This is a genomic window from Corynebacterium heidelbergense (genome assembly GCF_028609845.1).
Classification (GTDB): Bacteria; Actinomycetota; Actinomycetes; order Mycobacteriales; family Mycobacteriaceae; genus Corynebacterium; species Corynebacterium heidelbergense.
Genome location: NZ_CP063191.1, coordinates 1,305,389 through 1,327,778, shown reverse-complemented (window position 1 = coordinate 1,327,778; position 22,390 = coordinate 1,305,389). Strand labels below are relative to the sequence as shown.

At 66.4% G+C, this 22,390-nt stretch carries 20 protein-coding genes; 15 read left to right on the top strand and 5 right to left on the bottom strand.

The window, feature by feature from the left end; genetic code table 11:
- Window positions 1-25 precede the first annotated feature (25 nt).
- From CHEID_RS05880 to CHEID_RS05860, 5 genes are all read left to right on the top strand, one after another.
- Window positions 26-865: an urease accessory protein UreF gene (locus tag CHEID_RS05880; protein ID WP_112770058.1), complete on the top strand. Its 840-nt coding sequence runs from the start codon at window positions 26-28 to the stop codon at window positions 863-865.
- Window positions 866-1,002: 137 nt separating this feature from the next.
- Entirely contained in the window at window positions 1,003-1,659 is a 657-nt protein-coding gene (ureG, locus tag CHEID_RS05875) for an urease accessory protein UreG (RefSeq protein WP_112770061.1), read from the top strand.
- Complete coding sequence (locus tag CHEID_RS05870) at window positions 1,656-2,702, top strand: urease accessory protein UreD (protein ID WP_238599393.1); 1,047 nt, start codon at window positions 1,656-1,658, stop codon at window positions 2,700-2,702. The genes ureG and CHEID_RS05870 overlap by 4 nt, the downstream gene beginning before the upstream one ends.
- Before the next feature lie 97 nt (window positions 2,703-2,799).
- Window positions 2,800-4,509, top strand: a complete 1,710-nt coding sequence (locus CHEID_RS05865) for a purine-cytosine permease family protein (RefSeq protein ID WP_238599394.1) — start codon at window positions 2,800-2,802, stop codon at window positions 4,507-4,509.
- A 501-nt stretch (window positions 4,510-5,010) separates the two neighbouring features.
- A complete protein-coding gene (locus CHEID_RS05860; protein ID WP_146743898.1) occupies window positions 5,011-5,277 on the top strand; it encodes a hypothetical protein in 267 nt (88 codons plus the stop codon).
- A gap of 68 nt (window positions 5,278-5,345) precedes the next feature.
- Here CHEID_RS05860 and CHEID_RS05855 read toward each other — a convergent pair whose 3' ends face one another.
- The 3 genes from CHEID_RS05855 to CHEID_RS05845 form a co-directional block, all read right to left on the bottom strand.
- Window positions 5,346-5,801, bottom strand: a complete 456-nt coding sequence (locus CHEID_RS05855) for a hypothetical protein (protein ID WP_112770090.1) — start codon at window positions 5,799-5,801, stop codon at window positions 5,346-5,348.
- 750 nt (window positions 5,802-6,551) lie between these two features.
- Window positions 6,552-7,259 (bottom strand): S1 family peptidase, encoded by a 708-nt coding sequence (locus tag CHEID_RS05850; RefSeq protein ID WP_238599397.1) that lies wholly within the window; start codon window positions 7,257-7,259, stop codon window positions 6,552-6,554.
- A 122-nt stretch (window positions 7,260-7,381) separates the two neighbouring features.
- Window positions 7,382-8,248: a YaaA family protein gene (locus tag CHEID_RS05845; RefSeq protein WP_112770088.1), complete on the bottom strand. Its 867-nt coding sequence runs from the start codon at window positions 8,246-8,248 to the stop codon at window positions 7,382-7,384.
- A 58-nt stretch (window positions 8,249-8,306) separates the two neighbouring features.
- On the opposite strand from CHEID_RS05845, the gene CHEID_RS05840 reads away from it, so the two are divergent.
- Window positions 8,307-10,088 carry a proline--tRNA ligase gene (locus CHEID_RS05840; protein ID WP_112770087.1) on the top strand — a complete coding sequence of 594 codons (1,782 nt, stop codon included), beginning with the start codon at window positions 8,307-8,309 and terminating at the stop codon, window positions 10,086-10,088.
- On the opposite strand, the gene CHEID_RS05835 is transcribed toward CHEID_RS05840, so the two are convergent.
- Entirely contained in the window at window positions 10,085-11,206 is a 1,122-nt protein-coding gene (locus CHEID_RS05835) for a hypothetical protein (protein ID WP_146743897.1), read from the bottom strand. The two genes, CHEID_RS05840 and CHEID_RS05835, sit on opposite strands and share 4 nt — an antisense overlap.
- Window positions 11,207-11,249: 43 nt before the next feature.
- On the opposite strand from CHEID_RS05835, the gene rimP reads away from it, so the two are divergent.
- The 8 genes from rimP to CHEID_RS05795 all read left to right on the top strand — a co-directional run bounded on the left by rimP (window position 11,250) and on the right by CHEID_RS05795 (window position 20,248).
- Window positions 11,250-11,822, top strand: a complete 573-nt coding sequence (rimP, locus tag CHEID_RS05830; RefSeq protein WP_112770091.1) for a ribosome maturation factor RimP — start codon at window positions 11,250-11,252, stop codon at window positions 11,820-11,822.
- Window positions 11,819-12,913 (top strand): transcription termination factor NusA, encoded by a 1,095-nt coding sequence (nusA, locus tag CHEID_RS05825; RefSeq protein ID WP_112770085.1) that lies wholly within the window; start codon window positions 11,819-11,821, stop codon window positions 12,911-12,913. Before rimP ends, nusA begins: the two co-directional genes overlap by 4 nt.
- A gap of 115 nt (window positions 12,914-13,028) precedes the next feature.
- Window positions 13,029-13,337, top strand: a complete 309-nt coding sequence (locus CHEID_RS05820; protein ID WP_112770084.1) for a YlxR family protein — start codon at window positions 13,029-13,031, stop codon at window positions 13,335-13,337.
- A 298-nt stretch (window positions 13,338-13,635) separates the two neighbouring features.
- Window positions 13,636-16,710: a translation initiation factor IF-2 gene (gene infB / locus CHEID_RS05815; RefSeq protein WP_273660973.1), complete on the top strand. Its 3,075-nt coding sequence runs from the start codon at window positions 13,636-13,638 to the stop codon at window positions 16,708-16,710.
- A gap of 53 nt (window positions 16,711-16,763) precedes the next feature.
- A complete protein-coding gene (gene rbfA / locus CHEID_RS05810) occupies window positions 16,764-17,204 on the top strand; it encodes a 30S ribosome-binding factor RbfA (RefSeq protein ID WP_112770302.1) in 441 nt (146 codons plus the stop codon).
- A complete protein-coding gene (locus CHEID_RS05805; protein WP_238599430.1) occupies window positions 17,185-18,510 on the top strand; it encodes an MATE family efflux transporter in 1,326 nt (441 codons plus the stop codon). Before rbfA ends, CHEID_RS05805 begins: the two co-directional genes overlap by 20 nt.
- Window positions 18,511-18,626: 116 nt before the next feature.
- Window positions 18,627-19,523 carry a metallophosphoesterase family protein gene (locus CHEID_RS05800; RefSeq protein WP_273660970.1) on the top strand — a complete coding sequence of 299 codons (897 nt, stop codon included), beginning with the start codon at window positions 18,627-18,629 and terminating at the stop codon, window positions 19,521-19,523.
- A gap of 80 nt (window positions 19,524-19,603) precedes the next feature.
- Window positions 19,604-20,248 (top strand): 4'-phosphopantetheinyl transferase family protein, encoded by a 645-nt coding sequence (locus CHEID_RS05795; RefSeq protein ID WP_420536399.1) that lies wholly within the window; start codon window positions 19,604-19,606, stop codon window positions 20,246-20,248.
- A 45-nt stretch (window positions 20,249-20,293) separates the two neighbouring features.
- Here the strand turns inward: CHEID_RS05795 and truB are convergent, their stop codons facing one another.
- Entirely contained in the window at window positions 20,294-21,283 is a 990-nt protein-coding gene (gene truB / locus CHEID_RS05790) for a tRNA pseudouridine(55) synthase TruB (RefSeq protein ID WP_112770344.1), read from the bottom strand.
- A gap of 31 nt (window positions 21,284-21,314) precedes the next feature.
- Between truB and CHEID_RS05785 the strand changes: the two genes are divergently transcribed.
- Window positions 21,315-22,319, top strand: coding sequence for a bifunctional riboflavin kinase/FAD synthetase (locus CHEID_RS05785; RefSeq protein WP_273660968.1), 1,005 nt, complete (start codon window positions 21,315-21,317; stop codon window positions 22,317-22,319).
- Window positions 22,320-22,390: the final 71 nt, after the last annotated feature.

Below are 22,390 nucleotides of genomic sequence, written 5' to 3'. Positions count from 1 at the left end.
CGACTCGCACCGCGACCGGACAACCATGACCCCATCCCCACGCAGGCCCCTCGGACCGCTCCTCCAGGCAGTGGTCTACGGGGATTCGGCCTATCCCTCCGGCCGCTACACCCTGTCCTACGGGCTGGAGGGGCTAATTCAAACCGGCCAGGTCGCCGGATCCGCTGCGGTGCGGGAAGCCCTTGAGGGCCATCTGCGCCACACCGCGGCCCCGGGGGACGGGGTGGCAACGGCTGCCGCGGTGATCCTCGGCGGTTGCGTGGACGGGCAAGCGGGTCTGGGAGCCCCTGCGTGGGAGTGCTGCGACCTGCCCGCCGCGGTGACCGCCCTGTGTGGGATCGATGAGGAGCTCAGCGCAACCAAGGTGACCGAGGAACTGCGCAAGGCCTCCACCCGCGTCGGGAGGCAAACGCTGAGAATGCACCGCGAGGTCCACCCGTCCCAGTTTCGCCCCGGTGGCCTACTGGAGGCCTATGCCGACGCGGTGAGTTCCGGCGGGCCGCTGGGCCGGCGCAGCCCCGGGAACCAGGCCATTGCCCTGGGCCTGGTCCACCACAGCAACGGGTTGAGCGCGCAGGAGGCGGTGGCCGTGGAGCTGCTGGGCCTTGCGGTCGGGTGGTCCAGCGCGGCCCTTCGGTTAGGCCAGTGCGATCACGTGGGTGCCCAGCAGATCGTCGCCGCCGTGATGGAGCTGGTGGAGGACTTGGCGGGCTGCTGCGTATCGGATGCGCTGGAGCTGCTGGAACCCGCGCAAGGACAGCGGGCCGGGCCGCAGCAGTGGGCGATGATCGGCCGGGCGAGCCCCGGTGCCGATATGGCCAGCGCCGTGCACGAGGTAGCCCCCGCCCGTTTGTTCATGAGCTAGCGGTGACGTGGCCCAGCCATTGCGGTTCCGCAAAGGTGGTAAGCAAGGAGGCACCCGGCGTGCCGGGCAGACTATCGGATAGACGAACAAGCACGACCCAGATGAACAAGCACGATCCAAAGGACACTCACGAATCTATGAGCTCCGCGACAACCCCAACCCCCACGCCGCAGCCGCTTCGAATCGGCATCGGGGGGCCGGTCGGATCCGGTAAGACCGCCCTCATCGAGGCCCTCGTCCCCAAGCTGGTGGACCAGGGGCACCGGGTGGGTGTGATCACCAACGACATCTACACGCAGGAGGACGCCAACCACATCCGCCGTGAGCTGGCAGACATTATCCCCGGCGATCACGTCGTGGGAGTGGAAACCGGTTCCTGCCCGCACACCGCCGTTCGCGACGACCCGACGATGAACCTCATGACGGCGGCGGAGCTGTTGGAGGAGCACCCCGACATCGACACCCTCTTCTTCGAGTCCGGCGGGGACAACCTAACCCTCACGTTCTCCCCGGCGCTCGTAGACGTGTTTGTCTTCGTTCTGGATACAGCGGAGGGGGAGAAGATGCCCCGTAAGCGCGGCCCGGGAATCACGGATTCGGACGTGCTAGTGATCAATAAAGTGGATATCGCCCAGTATGTTCGCTGCGATGTGGACCGGATGCACAGCGACGCCCAGCACGTCCGCAACGGCAAGACGGTCGTGCTCACCAACAGCTTGGATGGCCAGGGGATCGACCAGTTGCTCAGCGCCCTGGAGGCCTATCGCACCGGTGGGGACGAGACACACCCGTGATCGGGGCTGGTGGGGATGGGGCCGCCGGAGTCCGGGCTGTTCCGTTCGGGGGAGACGAGCGGTTGTCGGTGGGGGCCGTCACGCCCCCTATCCCGTCCGATTTCGCGCGGCACATTGCCATTGTGGACGCCCATGCCCACAGTGCCGTCACCGGCGTTCGCGCCGTGGGACAGCCAGGCAAGGTGGGGGTGCTCCACGCCACCTTCGCGCCGGGGCGCACGGGGAAAACTGCCCTGTCCGAGCGCTTTGTGAAAACTCCCATGCACATCGCCCGTCCGCTGTACGTGGACCCGGGTGATCCCGCCCATGCATGCCTGTACCTACGCACGACCGGCGGGGGCGTCGCTGAGAACGATCGCATCCGTCAGCGGTTCACCTTCGCTCCCGGGGCCCAGGCGACGGTGACAACCCAGGCTGCGACGAACGTCCATCGGATGAACGCCGGCTTCGGTTCCCAGTGGACGTCGCTCGGCGTGGGGGAGGGGGCGGTGGCTGAGTACCTTCCGGGGCACACCACCCTGTTCGCCGGTTCCCGGTGCCTACAACAGACGGATTTTACCGTTGCCGCCGAGGGAACCCTGCTGGCTAGCGAGGTAGTGATGGTCGGCCGTCTGGCGCGCGGCGAGTATCACGAGTTCGAGGCCTTCGCGCAGCGCACCAGGGTGATGGTGGAGGGGTACCCGACGGTACTGAACGACAATGTGTGCATTCTGGGCCCCGGGGTTGGCCGGAGCCCCATGCTTTACGGGCGATGGCCGGTGTGGGGGACCCTTCTGGTGGTCCCAACCGCCGGCCGGCCCGTTGGTCTTCACCAGACCCGGGAGGTTGTTGAGGAGCTGCGAAAGTCAACCGCGGCAGCGGGTGCGGATTCGGGTGACAAATCCGTGGCTATCGGTGTGTCCACGCTAGTGGGGAACGTGGGGTGCATGGTGCGCGTGGCGGGTCACAGCGTGCCCGAGGTGCGCGGGGCCCTGGGGCGGGCCCACAGTACCGCGCGCCAACTAGTGGTGGGGCGTCCCGCTTTCGACCTGCGGGTCATGTAGCCGGAAACATCATAGAAATATAAGCGTCCGCGCTGTAACAAAAATGCAATGGGCGGTATCGGCTCGCAGAAACACGGCCCCCATAACGTCGACTATCATGACGCCTCCAACGAAAACTGCCGCTGCCTCCGGGCAGCCGGGCGCAGATCCCACAGCCGAGCACCCCCTCGAGAACCCGGCAACCCTACCGTCTGAAAAGACAACGGGTGCCGAAGATTTCAGCCTGCGCTTCGCCCCGCGCAGCTACCGCACCTGGACTCCCGCGGTGGTGGCAACGTCCGCCCTCGGCGGGATCGCCTACCTCGCGGACTTCTCCATCGGCGCCACCATCGGCGTGCAGAACGGAACGGGAAACGCCATCGGCGGCATCCTCATCGCCGCAGTACTCATCTTCATCTCCAGCTTCCCACTGGCCTACTACGCAGCCCGGTACAACCTGGACCTGGACCTCATTACTCGAGGCGCAGGCTTCGGGTACCTCGGTAGCATTCTGACCAACCTGATCTTCGTCTCCTTCACCTTCATCCTGTTTGCGACAGAGGGTGCCATCATGGCCCAGGGGCTGAAGGTGGGGTTGGGCATTCCGCTGTGGGCCGGTTATGCGATCAGCTCGCTGATGATCATTCCGCTGGTGATCTACGGGATGAAGTTCCTGGCGAAGCTGCACTCGTGGACGAACCCGATCTGGCTGATCATGATGTTCGTCCCGCTGCTGTTCCTTCTCATCAAGGATCCGTCTACCGTCTCTACCTTCCTTAGCTACGGCGGCAAAGACAATTCCGGGGTCTCCTTCGCGGCGATGATGCTCGCTGCAGGCGTGTGCCTATCGCTTACGGCTCAGATCGCGGAGAATATCGACTACCTGCGGTTCATGCCTCCGCGTACCGAAGCCAACAAGCGCTCCTGGTGGACGGCCGTCATCATGGGCGGCCCGGGCTGGGTTGTCCTCGGGGCGATCAAGCAGATCATCGGTGCCTTCCTGGCGGTCTACATCATCTCCGTGCTGGGCCAGGGGGAGAAGGCTGCGGTGGAGCCGGTGAATCAGTTCCTCTCCGTGTTCCGGGACCTCGTTCCGGGGTGGCTGGCAATGGTCCTGGCGGTTGTCCTCGTGGTGGTCAGCCAGATTAAGATCAACGTCACCAATGCCTACTGCGGTTCCCTGGCGTGGACGAACATTTACTCCCGCTCCGTGAAGCGCTACCCCGGCCGCGTGGTCTTCGTGGTCCTGAACGTCGGTATCTCCTTGGCGCTGATGGAGTTCAACATGTTCGAAGTCCTGGGCTTCGTGCTCAGTTTTTACTCTAACCTCGCGATCGCGTGGATCTTCACTGTCGCCGCAGACATCACCTTCAACAAGTACCTGCTGGGCCTGTCCCCCAGGCAGCCCGAGTTCCGGCGCGGGATGCTGCATAACTACAACCCGGTGGGGCTCGTCTCCCTGCTGGCCAGCGGCGGCATCTCGATTGCGATGTTCTTCGGCGTGTTCGGCGAGGCCATGGCGCCCTTCAGCCCGCTGTTCGCGGCGATCATCGCAGTGGTGGTCACCCCGGTGATGGCTATCGCCACGAAGGGGCGCCACTACTTGCGACGGACCAACGACGGTATCGACGTTCCGATGTACGACGAGCACGGTAATCCCGCCGACCACCGCCTTGAGTGCGCCATTACCGGTGAGCAGGTGGAGCGGCCGGACATGATCGCTTCCGCGAAGCCGGGGCCAAACGGCGAGAAGCAGTACGTCTCCTCGCTGGCCCTCACCCTGGACCGCTCTGGCGAACACGTGCTTCCGGAACACAAGGGGGACTAAAAGGGGGCAAAAGGGGGGAGGACGGGCGGGTAGCAGTAGCACTCGGGCAGAGACCGGGACGAAAATGGAGACATGAGATTGCGCAGGAGATGGCTGGCTGCTCCAGCAGGTTTGATCGCAAGTAGTTTGCTGGTGGCATGTGGGACTTTCGAAGACGAAAAGCCCGCGGCCCTGACAGTCACTACGTCTTCTGCTCAAGACAGCTCCAGGCCCAGCCCCATCCCGGCGGAACCACACCCCTCCGTAGAAGGGGATCAGCCCCAGGCCCCACATCCTGTTACGCAACCTGGGCAGGACAATCCCGTAGCTGGCGTCCCGGATAAGCAGGCCTTCCTTGAGGCGCGGACGTGGCCCCAGAGAAACGTTGGCTCCTCGGTCCATCTGGCAGGGGGAAAGGCTCCGATCCTCTGTACGCAGGACTCGGAAGGTGTGTACTGTTCTTCCGCGAAATCTCAGCCCTTATGGAGAAACAGCCAAGGAACTCCCATAAACATCGTTCGGATGGACAGCACCGAGCAGGTCCCCGGTACTGGTTTCGAATTTAATCTAGAAGTGCAAGCTGAAACGATAAACCCACATGAGGCAGCAATCTTTCCAGGGGGCGAGAAAAAGCGCATCTATTGGGATGGGAAGAATATATTCTTTGCCTATGGCACACAGTGTGGACCTCGTTTGGTGACGACGCCAGACAAGATTAATGTGCTTGGCGGAGATCAGAATTCAGGAGGTCAGTGCGAATGGGAACCCTCAGTCCTGGGAAACATCTAGATGGTAAAAGCTAACAGGACAACCCCTCTTTCGAGAAAACGCGAGGGAAAATCATCCTGATCCTACCCTTACTCAGCCTGCAAAGCGTATTTGTAGTTCCCAGGAGAGCATTTAGTGCCGGTTGTGGCCTGCTTTATATAGCCATCGGAGTCGAGGAATAACCCCGCACCGAGATCGACCTCCTCCAACACCGGCCTATACAAAAAGCCTTCATGATCGAAGGCGATAGAGGAAATATCGTCAATCATTCCCCGATAGAGGAGAGGTTCGTGCTCCTCTAATTCTTGTTCCTCGACATTTGCGAGTGAGTATCCGTGTTCCCGAGACCCGCCATCAGCAAATAAATTTACGATACTGGGTAAGAAGTCGAATCGAACCCGTCCTTCGGGGGTGGCCACGAAGAAGAACGCCGTAGTGACAATCTGCCCAGTAAGAAGACTCTGGAACACATACCCGCAATCAACATATTTGAGCTGGTTCCCTTCAGAGTCCTGGAAATTGTAGTGACTGAAGTCCAAGGCCATAATGCTAGCGTACCTTGAGCAACCAACTGCGAGCTTGATAGCCCCCAACGGCGTGCCACCCCAATTGCACAGAAATGTACTTCGCCCCGCGCTGCTCAGCTGCAGACCTGTCCAGAACTACCTCGGTGGTTCCTGCGTCTACTCGCCTGATGGAGCAGCGCGGGGTGTGCGAACCTGAATACCCCGCAGAGTCCAATATCGCAGAGGATTCGTCCGTATCGTTGTCGAGACGACCAGCAAGAAAGGTGAGGTTTACTTCGTGCGGCGGCTGGGATGACGTAACCGTCAATGTCGGCGGATGAGGGAGGGCGGGCACGGAGCCCCAGTCCACTTCGGAAGGAGCCGACTCATTCGATGCGCCACAGCCCCAATCGGTGGAATAAATGGGACTCACTTCCATGCCCGCGACTTCCAACAGGGGTACAGGACTCAGCTCGTCCTCCGACAACATCTGTTCCATGGGTGTGCCCGTCTCGGAGGGAGGACAGTACTCGGTGTAGTCCTGTTGAGAGTGGGAATCCATTTGCTTTTCTCCTTGCGTTTACGCGGACAATGCACCGGGCCATCGTTGATTGCTTCGCCGAACGTTGTGCGAATGATATACCGCTATCGGTCTTCTGGTCGGACAACGGTGAGTACTTCGCGGTGTCACCGCCGGGCACCATATCGCTCTACCGATAGAAACCCCCCTCCCACCCACGCACTTCACAGGCGTTGGGGGGAGGGGGGTTTCGCACAGTTGCGAGCGACCTAGGCCAGCGTGAAGCCTTCGGCCTGGGAATTGATCACGTTCATCGCGTCCGCAATGTTGGTGGACCAGTCCGGGGCGTGGAAGGGCGCTGGGAAGGGTTGGTTGCACCAGGGCTCCGGGCCCCAGCTGATCAGTCCGACCAGCTCGTCGCCGCGCACCAACGGTCCGCCGGAGTCGCCGCCGACGGCGCAGGTCTGCTCGACAATGAAGTTGCGATCCTGCCCCCAGGCCCACGCGCAGGTACGACCGGTGGAGCGGCCCTCCTTGCAGACCGGCTGCCCGAAGAGCGGAGCGGTGCCGATGCGGTTGATGGTGGTTCCGCCCACGGTGCGCAGCGGAGTGACCTTGGAATCGTCCAAGTCGATCACGGCGACGTCCGGGCTCTCCCACGAGTGGGTGAACGTACCGATGTCGCCTTGGCCCTCAAAGTACTCGCTGGCGACCTTGTCGCCCGGCTTGCCGCAGTGGCCCGCAGTCAGCGCGATGAGGTTGTTGTTGCGGTCCCGGCCCACAGCAGACAGGGAGCACAAAAACTTCTCGCCGCTGTGCTGTTCCGTGATGATGATTCCAGAGCCGCCGCCGAGCGCCACCGGGCCCGTTGCCGCCTGCGCCGTCGCCATGGAGGCCGCGCCCCCCAGTGCACCAGCCCCCGTGACCATTGCTGCAGACGCAGCAACTCCTGCTATAACCCTGGAAATTTTTCTCATAGCGGCTGAGTCTAACCCACGTTCACCGGCGGTGTCTAGAAAATTATTCGGCCCTCACGCTGCGAATTTCCCTCGTGTACCCCCGGGAAGGCCGTCAGGGGTTGAGGGGCCCCTTTGGCGAGCTATCGCCGTGCGGGCACGATGAGTGTCACCGTGTCTGATGCTGTGGGAAGCGCGCGGTAGGTGGCGTCCTCACCAAAATCCAATCGCTGCACAAGATCGGCCAGGCCCTCCGCCAGATCGGCGCCCGCACCTGACCGCCCGGCGGACTCAGCCCCCAAATCCTCTGGGGCCAACGCCAACGCCCGCGCCAGCAGACCCTTGTAGTGCTTATTGAAGTGGCTGACCACCTTCCGCTCGCCGTCGGGGTACTCGGCCTCCACACGCACGCTCACGGCTCCGGGGATGCGGCCGAGGTTCGCATAGGCCCCGGAACGCAGGTCGATGACGGCGTTGTGGTTCTTATGGACGCCACCCTGCCAGCGCGCCACCGCAGCGGCGATGTTGGGGCCCGCCTGGCCCCCGGCCCAGAAAGAGCGCAGCGTCGCGGGCTTGCCCCCCTGTTCCGGCAGCAGCTTCGCCGAGCCGGACAGGCGGTAGCAGGGAATGGGATCTCGCGCGCCGACCACGCCGAACAGCGCCGAGCCGATCGCCAACCGGGAGCGGGCGGCTGCGGGCAGGGGCCGGCCGGTTCGGGTGCCGTTCGCGTCCAACGCGTCATAGGCCACGCCGGTGTAGCGCTCCACGGCGGGCAGCGTTGGGGAATCCTGTAGCTCGGCATTGTGGCGGAGCTCCTCCCGCTGGGTTTCGCGCAGCCCCAGCAACCGCAGGGCCTCCGCGTGATCGGCCCCGGAGCACAGGCGGCGCAGGGCCTCGGCGACGCGAACGCGGGTGGGGGTGAGCAGGGGGAAGGAAAGCTCATCGAAGTTCAGCGGTCCCCCTGTGCCCCCGGGTGCCTTCGTCTCGGATGGCGGCAGGATTATGAGCATGGGGACGTAGCCTAGCCGGTGGCGCAAACCAAGGGCCCTACCTTGTACTCTTTGCAACATGATCACCCGCATGTCTTCGCTGTTCCTGCGCACATTGCGCGATGACCCGGCTGATGCCGAGGTGCCCAGCCACAAGCTGCTCGTCCGGGCAGGCTACGTGCGCCGAGTGGCACCGGGCGTGTACTCCTGGCTACCGCTGGGGCTGAGGGTGCTGAACAAAGTGGAGAACGTGGTGCGGCGGGAGATGAACGCCATCGGCGCGCAGGAGCTCAGCTTCCCCGCGCTGCTGCCCAAGGAGCACTACGAAACCACCGGGCGGTGGGAGGACTACGGGGACGCACTCTTCCGTTTAAAGGACCGCAAGGGTGGGGACTACGTGCTGGGGCCCACGCACGAGGAGCTGTTCACCTCCACCGTGAAAGCCGAGTGCTCCTCGTACAAAGATTTCCCCATCATCCTGTACCAAATCCAGACGAAGTACCGCGATGAGGAGCGCCCCCGGGCGGGCATCCTGCGGGGCCGGGAATTTGTGATGAAAGATTCGTACTCCTTCAACATGGCGGACGAGGGGCTGGAGGAAAGCTACCAGTTACACCGGGGGGCCTACCGCCGGATCTTCGACACCCTCGGGGTGGAGTACGTCATCTGCGCGGCCACCTCCGGGGCCATGGGTGGGTCCGCATCGGAGGAGTTCCTGGCTATCGCGGACAACGGCGAGGACACTTTCGTGCGTTCCACCGAATCCGACTACGCCGCGAACGTGGAGGCCGTGGTCACCCACCCCCCGGCAGCGCTACCCATCACCGGGCAGGCGGAGGCCACGGAACACCACACCCCGGACTGCACCACGATCGAATCCCTGGTGGAGTGGGCCAACCGGGAGCGCGTTGCCGTGCGTGGCCGCGATGTCACCGCAGCGGACACCCTCAAGTGCGTCATCGTTCGCATCACGGAGCCCGGCACGGATGACGAGGGCAACCCGCACCGCCCCACCCTGGCTGGCGTGCTTGTTCCCGGCAACCGGGACGTGGCCATGAAGCGCCTCGAGGCCGCGCTCGTGCCGGCCACCGTGGAATTGGCGGACGATAAGGACTTCGCCCGCAACCCCTTCCTGGTCAAGGGGTACGTGGGTCCGCGGGCACTGGCCGAGCACGGATTGCAGGTGCTCGCGGACCCGCACGTCTTCGAGGGGTCTGCCTGGATCACCGGTGCCGACAAGCCGGAGCATCACATGGTGGGCATGGTGGCCGGGCGGGACTTCACGCTCGACCGGGTCGTTGAAGCAGCGGAAGTGTTGGAGGGGGATCCCGCCCCGGACGGAAAGGGGACCCTCACCCTGGCCCGGGGCATCGAGATCGGGCACATCTTCCAACTGGGCCGCAAGTACACCGAGGCCTTCGAGGTGTACATTCCAGACGAGTCCGGCAAGCGGACGGTCCCGACGATGGGTTCCTACGGCATCGGCGTTTCCCGGCTGGTGGCAGTGCTGGCCGAGCAAATGCACGACGAGGTGGGTCTGCGCTGGCCCGCCACCGTGGCACCCTACGACGTTCACGTGGTCATCGCGAACAAGGATGAGGCCGCCACCACTGCGGCCAGCGAACTCGTGGAAAAACTCTCCGACGCTGGACTGGACGTGCTGTACGACGACCGTCCCAAGGTGTCCCCGGGGGTCAAGTTCAAGGATTCCGAGCTGCTGGGGATGCCGCTCATCGTGGTGGTGGGCCGGGGCTTCAGCGAGCGCAAGGTGGAGCTGCGCAACCGATTTACGGGGGAGAAGCTGGACGTGGCCTACGAGGAGGCCGTGGCCACGGTGCAAAAGGCCCTGCAGGAACTCTAGGGGGTTTTCGGCGCCGCCTGCCCGCTGGGCTGCTCACCCCGCAGCGTGATCTCTTGGGTTTTCAGGCCCAGCGGGGCATCCAACTGGGATAAGGGTTGGGCCAACCGGCCCGCCCATACCGTGTAGAAGCGCCGCGCGGGGGCGGAGGTAGACCGCCACACCTCCTGCCGGAGCGCCGCGATGATCCCGTCCACATCCTCGCCGGTGTACTTCACCGCCTGCTCCCCGGACGTGGGGGCGGGGCGGGAACCTTCCGCAAACCCTGCCGGTGGACGATAGGGCACGCCCCCGCCCCCTGCCGCCTGGGAAGCGTCCAGCACTTGGGCCACGGCATCCCGGCAGACCCGCAGGGTATCTGCGCAGTCCCGGATGCCCGCCCGTGCGGGGCTATCCTCCTGCGCCAAGGCCAGGCCCAGGGCCCACACCGCTGCGTGCAGACGATCGAGTAGCCCGGGCAAACTGCGGTCCAGCTCCTTGGCCAGGGACTTCTTGCCACCACCCGCGCCGCTCACGGCGTCCTGAAGATCCCGCGTGACCTGATCTGCCCGCTGCTTATTGGGAAACTCCGTCACCGCCGCTAGCCCCGAGTACAACCCGGCCATGAGATGAGCCTGCGCGGAGCGATCTCGCGCGGCTGGGGCCGATCCTGGCGCACCCTGGGGATCGGCGGCCAGGCGCTCCATAGCGTCCTGCACCTGCTTAGCTCCCGGGCGTGGGGCGGAAGAATCAGCAGCGTCCGCCGTCGGCTCGGTTTGCCCGGTGCCTTCGGCCGCCTGGGTGCAGTCCTGTGGCCCGTGGCCCTCTTTGTCCACCCCGCACTGCCTGGTCAACTCCCCGGCGACTAGGGGAATCTGGCGCCGAATGAGGGCGGCTGCGGGATCGGCGGGGGCATTCGCCGTAGCTTGCGGTGCCCCACCGGCGCGGCGCATCAACGCCAAGAGGTCGGCGAGCCCCTCATTGGGGCTGGGGTCGGCGAAGGCGGACACCACTGTGCGCGGACTGCACGCTGCGAGGAGGGGAAGGCCCGCGAGGGACAGGGCGGCGCCGGCGAGGAACTGCCGACGGGTAACTCCGGAACCGGCAGCGGGGTGGGGGAGAGGGCGGGGAAGCGCAGTCACGCACCCCAGTGTGCCAAACCGGGTGGCTGATACTGTTCGGGGCATGGCTTTCCCCACCGTCGAGGATCTCACCCAACACATCCAGCCCCTGGCCCGTGAATTCGGTTACGACGTGGAGGGTGTGACCATCACGAAGGCAGGGGCTAAGTCCGCAGTTCGCGTGGCCGTGGACGCCGATGAGCGGCCCGACCTGGACGGCCTGGAGGAGTTCAGCGGAGCGCTGTCCGCCCGGCTAGACGCGATCGAGTCCGCCGGGGAGGTGAACTTTGGCCCGGGATACACCCTGGAGGTCACCACTCCCGGTGTGGATCATCCCCTCACCGAGCCCCGCCATTGGCGCCGTAACACCGGTCGGTTGGTGAAGCTCCCCTCTGGGCAGATCTGTCGAGTGGCCGCGGTGGATCAGGGTGGCGTCGTACTCCTCTCGGCACCGACCATGGGCTCCCACGGTGCGCAGGGGAACAAGGGCCGCAAAGGGGCCCCGCCGTCCATCCGAGAAGTGGGATTCGAGGAGGTGGCTGGGGCAGTGGTAGAAATTGAGTTCTCACCGGCCCCCCAGGTGGAGGCCGAACTCATCGGGTTGGATCGGGAAGAATACCGCAGGAGAAACAAGTGAATATTGACCTCAGCGTGCTCTACGCCATGGAACGCCAAGAGGGCGTGAACACCGAGGAGCTGCTGGCCTCCATCAGCCGCGGCCTCGTGCATGCCTACCGGGAGTCCACGGGGTACCGGGGCAGCGCGCGGGTAGACATCGACCGCACGACCGGGGAAGTGCGGGTGCTGCAGATCGAACGCGATGAGGAGGGACGGGTCACCGGCGAGCTAGACGACACGCCGGAGAACTTCGGCCGCTCGGCCACCCGCGTCGTGCGGGACGCCATCCGCTCCGCCATTACCGAGGCGCGCACCCGCCGTCGGTTCGATGAATATGCGCCCTTGCGGTATTCGGTGGTCTCCGGGGTGGTCAATAGGGACGCCAGGGCCAACGAGCGCGGCATCACCGTCGTCCGATTGGGCACAGAGCTCGACGGCATCGACGGGCAAATCCTGCCCGCCGAGCACATCCCTGGGGAGCACCCGGAGCACGGCGCCCGCGTCAAGGCTTTCGTCACGGACGTGACCAACCGGGGTGGGCGGGCCGTGCAGATCAACCTTTCCCGCACCCACCCGGAGCTGGTGGAAGGGCTGTTCGCGCTGGAGGTGCCGGAGGTTGCCGATGGTTCGGTGCGGATTGTCTCCATCGCGCGGGAGGCCGGGCACCGGACGAAGATGGCCGTGCAATCCACGGTGAAGGGGCTCAACGCCAAGGGTGCTTGCATCGGCCCCAGGGGTCAGCGGGTCTCCGCGATCATGTCGGAGCTGGGCGGCGAGAAGATCGACATTGTTGACTTCTCCGAGGATCCCGGGACCTACGTGGGCAACGCGCTGGCTCCCTCCAAGGTGGTCAGCGTGACCGTGTTGGACCCGGAGGCGCAGGTGGCGCGGGTGGTTGTGCCGGACTACCAGTTGTCCCTGGCCATCGGGAGGGAGGGGCAGAACGCCCGTTTGGCCGCGCGGTTGACCGGGTGGAAAATCGACATCCGCTCCGAGACGCAGGCCGCTGGGCTGGCGCAGGAGGAGAGCCGCACTCTGGGGGATGCCGTAGGTCGGATGCCTAGCGGGGACGCTGTGGAAAACGGCGGGGACGCGGCGGAGAGTAGTTAGAGCCCTAGGGACGCCGCGCGTTAAACTAAATCACGGTGATGTAATTCGCCTACGGACGTATCCCGCACACCCCCCGGCCCAACCGCCCGGGGGACAGGAAAGAGGCCCACTTCCCTTGTCCACACCTGCGAAGGCTTGCCCCCAACGCACGTGTGTCGCGCTGCGGCAGGTCCTCCCACCGGCGGAGCTGTTGCGTTGCGTGGTGCAGGTGGGCTCGGATGGTGCGCGGACCATCGTCCCAGATCCGCAACGAAAGCTGCCAGGCCGTGGGGCCTGGCTCACCCCGACCATGGAGGCCTATGCCCTCGCGGAAAAGCGCCGAGCCCTCCCCAGGGCGCTGCGCGTCCCGGTGGGAACGTCCACGGACGCAGTGGGGCAGTACATCGCTGCTCTCCAGCGCCCGGGAGAATCCCCGCCGAGCTGAGGGGGCTCGAAGCCCGTGGTGAGGGCCCATTCCCCCCGCCTCAGGGGGCCGCGAGTTCACTACAGCGGCCGCTATGGGGCACAATGAGGGATTGGACAAGGTCCCGCCCGGCGTTGATCGCCTAGGTGGGGACACCTTCGTTTACATCGACCGAGGAAAGAACCGAGACACTGATGAGCGCACGATGAAGCAGCATCAGCGATGAGTTACCACACGTACGGGAGCCGTACGTACCTGGTGGGCGCCTAGCGTTAGCGCACCGACCGGGCCTGCGGCTCCACCCAACAAAAGGAGAGTAGTGCCCGGAAAGCTACGCGTTCACGAGCTGGCAAAGCAGCTCGGTGTGACGAGCAAGGAACTTCTCGCAACGCTCAAAGAGCAAGGCGAGTTCGTTAAGACCGCTTCCTCCACGGTGGAACCCCCCGTGGTGAAGAAGATGAAAAAGCACTATGGCGTGGGCGGGTCGGACTCCGCTGGCTCCGCCAGGAGTGGCGGGGGCAATGTGCCCGCCCCGAAGCCCGGTGCGCCCACCCATGCCGCCCGGCCGGGGACCACCCCCAGCAGCAGCGCCAAGCCGGGATCCCCGGCCCGGCCCAACCCCTCCCGGGCTGGCGGCCCGGCAGGTGCCCGCCCCGAAGCTTCGCCGAAGCCCGGTCCGCAGGCCGCCGGAACGCCCGGTGCTAAGGGGCCCCGCCCGGGTACCCCCAACTCCGCTGCAGCATCCGGCCCCACCCCGGGGCCCCGTCCCGGCGCTGCCCGTCCCGGTGCAGATCGCTCGGGTGCGGACCGCTCCAGCGCAGAGCGTTCCGGAGCAGAGCGCGGCAGCGCACCTCGCCCCGGCGCCAACCGCCCCGGCGGAAACCGTCCCGGTGCCGGTCGGCCGGGCACTCCGGCTCAGGGTGCCCAGCCCGGTGCCACCCCCGGTGGCTCTGCCCGCCCGGGGGCATCCCCGCGCCCCGGCGGTACCCAACGCCCGGGTGGCACCGCCGGCGCGGCGGCAACCCCCGGCAAGCCCGGCCCGAAGCCGGGTCCGAAGCCCGGTGGTCGCCCCCGCGTGGCCAACAACCCCTTCTCCGCCACGGAGCGCCCGGCACCGCGTCCCCGCGGGGGCCAAGCCAGCCCCGGCGATATGCCGCGGCCCGGTGGCACGGGACCCCGCCCCGGTGGGGCACCGCGCCCCGGTCAGCGCGGCCCCGGTGGACGCGGGCAGGCTGGCGGGCGTGGACCCGGCGGCGCTCCGCGCACGGGTGACCGTCCCGGCGGCGAGCGCCAGGGCGGTGGGCGCCGACCCAGCCCGGCGATGATGCCCAACCACCCCAGCCCCGGGCAGATGCCCTCCAAGTCCAGCGCGGGCTTCGGTGGCGGCCGTGGACGCGGCGGCTCCGGTGGCCCCGGTGGCGGACCGGGCGGTCCGGGTGGACCGCGCGGCGGTCGCGGTGGACGTCGCGGTGGTACTGCCGGCGCCTTCGGGCGCCCGGGTGGCGCACCGCGGCGCGGGCGCAAGTCCAAGCGGCAGAAGCGCAACGAGTACGAGGCAATGCAGGCTCCCTCCGTTGTTGGTGGCGTGAAGCTGCCCAACGGCAAGGGTGCGACCATCCGCCTAGCTCGCGGCGCCTCCATCATGGACTTCGCCGACAAGATCGACGCGGACGCGGCAGCATTGGTGCAGGCCCTGTTCAACCTTGGCGAAATGGTCACCGCCACCCAGTCCGTCTCCGACGAGACGCTGATGCTGCTGGGCGACGAGATGGACTTCAAGGTCCAGGTCGTCTCTCCAGAAGACGAGGACCGGGAGCTGCTCGAGTCCTTCGATCTGCAGTTCGGTGAGGATGAGGGCGAAGAGGAAGACCTCGCCCAGCGTCCCCCGGTGGTGACCGTCATGGGTCACGTGGACCACGGTAAGACCCGCCTGCTGGATACGATTCGTAAGGCCAACGTCGGTGGCGGTGAGGCCGGTGGGATCACCCAGCACATCGGTGCCTACCAGGTGCCGGTGGACATGGAGGGCAGCGAGCGCCTGGTGACCTTCCTGGATACGCCGGGTCACGAGGCCTTCACCGCGATGCGTGCCCGTGGCGCCAAGTCCACGGACATCGCCATCCTCGTGGTCGCCGCGGACGACGGCGTGATGCCGCAGACCGTGGAAGCCATCAACCACGCCAAGGCCGCAGACGTGCCGGTTGTGGTGGCCGTGAACAAGATCGATAAGGAAGGCGCTCAACCGGAGAAGATCCGCGGGCAGCTCACCGAATACGGTCTGGTTCCCGAGGAGTACGGCGGAGAGACCATGTTCGTGGACATCTCTGCTAAGCAGGGCACGAACATCGAGGCTCTGCTGGAAGCCGTGCTGTTGACGGCGGATGCCTCCCTGGACCTGCGGGCCAACCCGGACATGGATGCCCAGGGCGTGGCCATCGAGGCCCACCTGGACCGCGGCCGTGGTCCTGTGGCCACGATCATCGTTCAGCGCGGTACCTTGCGGGTCGGCGATTCCATCGTCGTCGGCGATGCCCACGGCCGCGTTCGCCGCATGATCGACGAACACGGCAACGACGTGCGCGAGGCTGGCCCGTCCCGCCCCGTGCAGGTGCTGGGCCTCACCAGCGTCTCCGGCGCTGGCGACAACATGCTCGTGGTTGACGAGGATCGCACCGCCCGGCAGATCGCCGATCGCCGCAACGCCCGTCGCCGCAACGCCATGCAGGCCAAGAGCCGTAAGCGCGTGTCCCTGGCGGATCTGGACGAGGTGCTCAAGGAGACGAGCATGCTCAACCTCATCCTCAAGGGCGACAACGCCGGTACGGTGGAGGCCCTCGAGGATGCCCTGCTCAAGATCGAGGTGGACGACGAGGTCGCCCTGAACATCATCGACCGGGGCGTGGGCGCGGTCACGGAGACGAACGTCAACCTGGCGGCCGCCTCGGACGCGGTGATCATCGGCTTCAACGTCCGCGCCGAAGGCAAGGCCACGGAAGTGGCCAACGCCGAGGGCGTGGAGATCCGCTACTACTCGGTGATCTACAAGGCTATCGAGGAAGTGGAGCAGGCCCTCAAGGGCATGCTCAAGCCGATCTACGAGGAGCGGGAAATCGGCAAGGCCGAAATCCGGCAGATCTTCAAAGCTTCGTCCGTCGGCCTCATTGCAGGCTGCATGGTGGAAAGCGGCAAGGTCCGTCGCAACGCCAAGGTGCGACTCGTGCGCGATGGCAACGTGGTCACCGAGAAGGCGACCATCGAGTCCCTGCGCCGGGAGAAGGACGATGTCACGGAGGTCAGCGCCGGCTACGAATGCGGCATGGTGCTGTCCTACCCGGACATCGCGGTGGACGACATCATCGAGGTCTTCGAGATGGTGGAAGTGCCGCGCACCTAGCGGTCGCCGGTTTTCATGTCAGGTAAGTAAAAGAAAGAGAGAACTGTAGGCCCATGGTTGATCACGCACGGGCAGCGCGGATGGCCAAGAGGATTCAAACCATCGTGGCAACCGCACTGGAGCGGGAGATCAAGGACCCCCGGGTGGAGTTCATCACGGTGACCGACGCCCGAGTCACCGGGGATCTGCACGACGCCACGGTGTTCTACACTGTGCGCGGCCGCACCATCGAGGATGCCCCGGACTTCGCCCTGGCGGAGGCGGCGCTGACCAAGGCCAAGGGCCAACTGCGCAAGATCGTCGGCGATCAGCTCGGGGTTCGCTTCACCCCCACCTTGAGCTTCGCGGTGGACACGGTCCCGGAGGCCTCCGCTCATATGGAGGAGCTCCTCGCCCGCGCCCGAGCCCGCGATGAGGAAATCCGGGCGCAGGCTGCGAACTCCCGCCCGGCCGGCGAGGCGGATCCCTACCGCAGTGCCGAGCCCGGAGAATAGCCCTGGCCAGGAGCGGATCAGCTCCCTGACGATCCTCTCCCTGGCGTGGCCCGCTCTGCTGGTCCTCGCCGCCACCCCGCTGTACCTCCTGTGGGACACGGCGGTGGTCGGCCGCCTGGGCGCGACTCAACTCGCCGCCCTCGCGGCCGGGGCAACCGTGCTATCCACGGTCACCACCCAGTTGACCTTCCTCTCCTACGGCACCACCGCCCGGTCCGCGCGACTCTACGGGGCCGGGCGGCTCGCGGATGCCATCTACGAGGGGATCCAGGCCACCTGGGTCGCGATCGCCGTGGGCAGCACCCTGGCGGTGACCATCTTCGCCGCGTGTCCCATCATCATGCGGGCCCTGGCCCCAGATCCCGAGGTGGCGCAGCTTGCCACTAGCTGGATGCAGATCACCTGCCTGTCCATCGTCCCCGCCCTCGTGGTTATGGCGGGAAACGGCTGGTTGCGGGGGGTGGCCAACACCCGCTTACCCCTGCTGTTCACGCTCGCGGGGGTCATCCCCATGGCCATCACCGTCCCGTGGGCCGTGCACCGTTTCGGCGTGGTCGGTTCCGCCCTGGCGAACGTGCTGGGGGAGAGCATCGTCGCTGCCTGCTTCGTGGCCACGGCGATGTTGTGGTGGCGGAGGTTTGGGGACGCCAGGCCCTGGCGTCCGGACTGGTCAGTCATTCGGCCGCAACTGGCCATGGGCAAGGACCTGATCGTGCGCTCCCTGTCCTTTCAAGTTGCCTTTCTCTCCGCTGCTGCGGTGGCGGGCCGGATGGGGAGCGGGGCTCTCGGCGCCCACCAGGTGCTGCTGCAGCTATGGAACTTCCTCACCCTCGTGCTGGACTCCGTGGCAATCGCCGCCCAAGCCCTCGTCGGGGCTGCATTGGGGCGGAAGTCCCGGGCGTCCGCGGAGGCAGTGGCCTATCGCGTGATCCGCTTCTCCGTCCTGGCGGGACTGTTCATCGCCGCTGCCCTGGCTGCGGGTAGTGGCTACATCCCGCAATTGTTCACCACGGATGAGGTGGTGCTGGGCCGCATTGGGCAGGCCTGGTGGCTGCTGGTGGTCATGGTGCTCATCGGTTCCGTGGTCTTCGCGCTGGACGGGGTGCTGCTGGGCGCCTCCGACGTCCGGTTCCTGCGCACGGCGACGGTGCTCTCCGTAGTCGTGGGCTTCATCCCGCTGGGTTGGCTCTCGCTGGCCCTCGGGTGGGGGTTGCCCGGGTTGTGGTGCGGGCTGCTGCTCTTCCTCGTGCTGCGGTGTGGTGCGGTGGTGTGGCGCTTCCAATCGGGGCGCTGGGCCGAGAGCTAAGGGGTCTGGGAGCCCGGGGGCACGTCAGCTACCCCCGGTAGCTACCCCCGCCACAGGTAATTCTCACCCCGAACCCTTCCCGGCCCGGCGGCCGCGCGGGGATACTGTGAACCGCCATGGATCTCCAGACATCGCCACCCCCGCCGGGACCCGCACCCGAGGGCCCCCCGCCGCCCAGCTCCGGGTCGCCCGGTCGGCGCACGCTGTGGGCCGTAAGCGACCTGCACATGGCCGCGCTAGGTAACCGTGGCGTTGTCCACAAATTTATTCGCCCCACCCACCCCAAGGACTGGCTCATCGTGGCCGGGGACATTGCGGAGAACCTCGGCACCATCCGGCGCACCCTCAACGACCTCTGCGCCACCTTCCAGCAGGTCATCTATACCCCCGGCAACCACGAGATCTACGCCCGCAGCACCGACCGCTTCACCGGGAAAGATAAGTACGAGGCAGTCATCCGCTCAGCTCGCAGCGCCGGGGCGAGCACACCGGAAGATCCCTACTTGAGCTTCGCGGGCCATCGGATCGTCCCGCTGTTCACCCTCTACGACCACTCCTGGCGCGCCCCGGACACCACCCGGGACCAGGCCCTCAGCGCCGCCCAGGAACGCGGCATCGTCCTCACCGACCACCACGCCATCGCCCCCTACGTGGACATCCCCCTGTGGTGCCACGAACGCCTGCACTACTCCGTCGACCGGCTCAGCGAAGTCACCGAGCCCACCGTCCTCGTCAACCACTGGCCGCTCGCCCGGGAGATGATGGCCGGGGTCCGCCACGAAGAAATTGCCCTGTGGTCCGGCACTCGGCACACCCAGGGGTGGCCGAAGCGCTACCGGGCCAGTACGGTTATCCACGGTCACCTGCACCTGCCCGTCCGCCGGAACATCGACGGCGTAACGCACGTGGAGGTATCCCTCGGTTATCCCAGAGAGTGGCAATACACGCTACGGCCGCGCCTACACCGCGGCCTATGGCCCTACCCGGTGCTCACGGAGGAGGTGGAGCAATGAGTCAACGCACGGTGGAATTACCCCACGCCGCTGCCCTAACCCCGCGGGGCGAGCTGGAGGACCCCGTCGTGGTCGCCGACATGCTGCCCACCGGCACCCGCATCGTGGAGTTGCACGTTCCCCCCACCGCGCCCACTCTGGAGAAGTACGAGCTGCTGGATGACGAGGAACGCGCGCTCGTGGCCACCGCCGTAGATCGGCGTAAAGCGGATTTCGGGGATTCTCGCTGGTGCGCGCACCAGGCCATGAGCTCCTTCGGCCCGGACCTGCCCATCTTGCGGGGGCGGCGGGGAATGCCCCTTTTTCCGGACGCCATCACCGGGTCGCTGACCCACACCGACGGCTATCGGGCAGCGCTCGTGGGCAGCAGCACGCGGTGGGCCTCCCTCGGCATCGACGCGGAACCCGCGACGGCGCTGCCGGACGGGGTGCTGGAGGCCATCGCGCGGCCCGCCGAGTTGCGCCGACTGCGCAGGCTGCAGCGCGGAGAGATGGGGGAGCTGATGGGCAAGGTGCTGTTCAGTGCGAAGGAATCGACCTACAAGGCCTGGTTCCCGCTGACGCATCGCTTCCTGGACTTCGACGAGGCCGATATCGACATCCGTGCGGATGGCACCTTCACCGCGCACTTGCTGGCCCAGCCGCAGCCCGTGCCCTTCATTGAGGGGCGCTGGATCATCTCCGGCGGGTTCATCGCCACGGTGACGGCCGTGCGGCGGTACTAGCCGTTAGCCAGCGGGGTAGGGCGGCTTCAGCGGCAGTGAACAGCCTTAGTCCATGCCAGCCGGACGGGCGACGAAAACGCTGGCCGCCCGGGATCCGCGCTCCTCGATAAGCGCGATGGCCCGCCCCCGCGGGCCTACCGCCGCGTGGACCCCTTGAAGCCCGATGGGTTCCAGCCACTTGCCCAGCGCTAGATCCCGCGCCTGGGGTTCGGAGATCTCCCGCACGGGAAAGCAACGAGCCATCGCCTCGTCCAAGGTCCAGGTCAACACCGGACGCGCCGCAAGCTGCTCCAAGGTCTGGGCCTCCGCAAGCGGAAACGGCCCCGAACTCACCCGGCGGAGTTGTGTGAGATATCCCCCCACTCCCAGGGCCTCCCCGGCGTCCCGGGCTAGGGCCCGCACGAAGGTGCCCGAGGAGCAGTGCACCGCGAAGGCCGCGCGCCAGCGGGGGCCCTCGCCCACCAGGGCCGCATCGGCGGCCGAGCGTTCCAAGAGTTCCACCTGGTCGACCGTGAGGGAGTGGATGCTCACCGGCCTGGCGGGTAGCTGCACGTCCTTCCCGGCGCGGACCAGTTCGTGGGCGCGTTTGCCGTTGATTTTCACTGCGGACACGGAGGAGGGCCGCTGCTCGATGTCCCCGCAGAATGAGGTGAGGGCGGTGGCGACCGCTTCCGGCCGAAGGGCCCGGATGCTCGCGGCTGGGGCGATGGAGGTTGCCGCCGACTCGCAATCCTCGGTGACGGTGGTGGCCCCGAACTCCGCCGTGGCCTCGTAGCGCTTGTTATGGGCGACGACATGGGCGAGGAACTTCGTGCCCCGCTCGATCCCCACGACCAGCACGCCGGTGGCCATCGGGTCCAGCGTCCCGGCGTGGCCCACCCGGCGGGTGCCGAAGATGCGGCGCAACCGTGCGATGACATCGTGGCTCGTCATCCCGGCGGGCTTGTCCACCACGAGCACGCCGGATCGCTGCAGGATGCCGCCCTCCGGGGGCCGGTGGGCAGCGGTATCTGCGGAGGATGGGGTTTCGGACATGGCGCAAGTCTATGGGCTAGGCTAGCCACTCGTGAGTATGTGGTACGGACTGGACAGGGTTCCCACCGACCTGGGCCCCACCGTGGTGACGATCGGCGTGTTCGACGGGGTTCACCGCGGCCACCGGGAGCTGGTGGACCGGGCCGTAGCCGAAGCTCGGCGGCGGGGGATCGCCAGCGTGATGTTCACCTTCGACCCGCATCCCACGGTGGTGTTCCGCCCGTCTGCGGTGCCCGCCCTGTTGGGTACGGTGCATCAGCGCGCCGAGCAGGCCTATGCCTGCGGGATCGATCACGTGGTCGTGGTGGCGTTCACCCGCGAGCTGGCCGGGTGGACCCCGCAGGAGTACGTGGATCGGGTTCTCGTCGACATCCTGCACGCCCGCACCGTCATTGTGGGGGAGAACTTCACCTTCGGTCGGAACGCGGAGGGCACCTCCGAGATGCTGGCCGAGCTGGGTGCGCAGCGGGGGATCGACGTTCAGGTTGTCCCGTTGTTGACGGAGGGGGATCACACCATCTGCTCCACCTGGATTCGCGGGCGGCTAGTGGCCGGCGATGTTGCCGCGGCGGCGGGGGCTTTGGGGCGCAGCTTCGAGGTGGAGGGGGAGGTGGTCCACGGGGCCGGGCGGGGTGGTCGGGCCCTGGGGTTCCCCACGGCGAATCTGTACTTCCCGGAGATGTATGCCCTCCCGGCGGAGGGGGTGTATGCGGGGTATGTCACCGTGGTGCCGGAGGAGGGGGAAGCTCCCGGCGGCCTCGTCGGTACCATGCCGGTGGGAGCGCAGCTTCCGGCGGCGATCTCTGTGGGGACCAATCCGACTTTTGGGCACGAGCCCCTCAGCGTGGAATCCTTCATCCTCGATCACGAGGCCGATCTCTATGGCCGGAAGGTCCAGGTCAGCTTCGTGGAGCGGTTGCGGGGCCAGGAGACCTACAGCGGCGTGGAGGAGCTTGTGACCGCGATCGAGCGGGATGTGGCGAATACCCGCAGCGTGCTGGAGAGCGCCGCTGCGGGCGCTCCCACGCGGCCCTAAGTGTGCCGTCCGCTCGTGGCTGCGCCGTCACTTGGCGCTCGCACGCTTTTTGTTTGCGGTCACCGACGGTG